Genomic DNA, 1,018 nt, shown 5'->3' with positions numbered 1-1,018 from the left:
CTGCTTCAGCTGGGGGGAGGATTCAACGATGAAGCGCTGACCCACAGCAGAGATCAACAACCGAACACGGCTATTTCTCGTATATCAGCCTATGTCGAGAATTTCCGGTGCTCCCGGTGTGTGCTCCTGTGACGAGGGCGCCAGGCGCTTCGCGGCGGGGCGGAGGATGCCGGCCGTGACGCGGATCCCGCCCCGCACGCCGCGGGCCGTTGGTTGCCGTCCTCCAAGACCTGCTGGGACTGGGCGCGGTGAAAGTCGGGCTGCCGCTGCGCGGTCGATGCGTGAGGACGTCCATCGGCAAAGAGGTCTCGCCCGGCGGCCGCTCACGGGCTGCGGGTGTCCCGAGGTCCGTCTCCCGGCGGTCTGATCCTGCGGGCCGGCCAGGGTGCCAGCCCGGCCCCTACGATCAGCTCCTTGTAGGTTTCGTCGCCGGGTAGCGGCACGACAAGCCACTGGCCGGGGGGAAACAGCCTGCCCTTCGTGTAGGCGAGACCGCCGTAGACGGACTTCAGGAACGCGGGAACGCGGTCGCGCGGGACGTCATGGAACTCCACACCGTCAACGGTGATCTTCGCGTCGCCCTCCGAGAAGATGCGTACGCTCACCGACGGCGATCCCTCCAACTCCACGAACGCCTCGTGCGGCAGCGAGCCGTCGGGGTCGAGCACCGTGAAGATCCCGGCCGACGTACGGCGTGAGGTCTGGTCCGCGCCGATGTCGTCGGTGACGGACATCCTCAACGCGTATTCCTCCGCGATGTTCCGTATCGCGGCGACGGCCGCCTCGGTGGTCGGCAGGTGCGCGTTCCCGTTCTCCATGGCCCCGATCATGCCCGACACGGGCTGCCGTGGCAGCAGTTCGCCCTCGCGGACGGCTCGTCCCGCGCCGGTCCGCCGGGCGGCAGGGTGCTTGAGGCGCGCAGTTCGCGGTGGGCTCACCAAATACCTCCGAGGATGCCCCGGCCTTCAGGCCGGGGAGGAATCGGACCTCTGCGGAGCAGGGCAGGAAACGGGGTTTC

Annotated in this window: 1 protein-coding gene; it reads right to left on the bottom strand. The window is 68.3% G+C overall.

The window, feature by feature from the left end; genetic code table 11:
* Positions 1–323: 323 nt before the first annotated feature.
* Positions 324–818, bottom strand: a complete 495-nt coding sequence (locus tag VXC91_RS46035) for a hypothetical protein (RefSeq protein ID WP_329513276.1) — start codon at positions 816–818, stop codon at positions 324–326.
* Positions 819–1,018 lie beyond the last annotated feature (200 nt).

This window comes from Streptomyces chiangmaiensis (assembly GCF_036281785.1).
Classification (GTDB): domain Bacteria; phylum Actinomycetota; class Actinomycetes; order Streptomycetales; family Streptomycetaceae; genus Streptomyces; species Streptomyces chiangmaiensis.
The sequence above is the reverse complement of the archived record's forward strand: the minus strand, read 5'-3'. Positions and strand labels throughout refer to the sequence as shown.

What these genes read in the sequence shown, in the direction of transcription:
- VXC91_RS46035 (WP_329513276.1), bottom strand. Translation starts at nt 818, where the DNA reads ATGGAGAACGGGAACGCGCACCTGCCGACCACCGAGGCGGCCGTCGCC.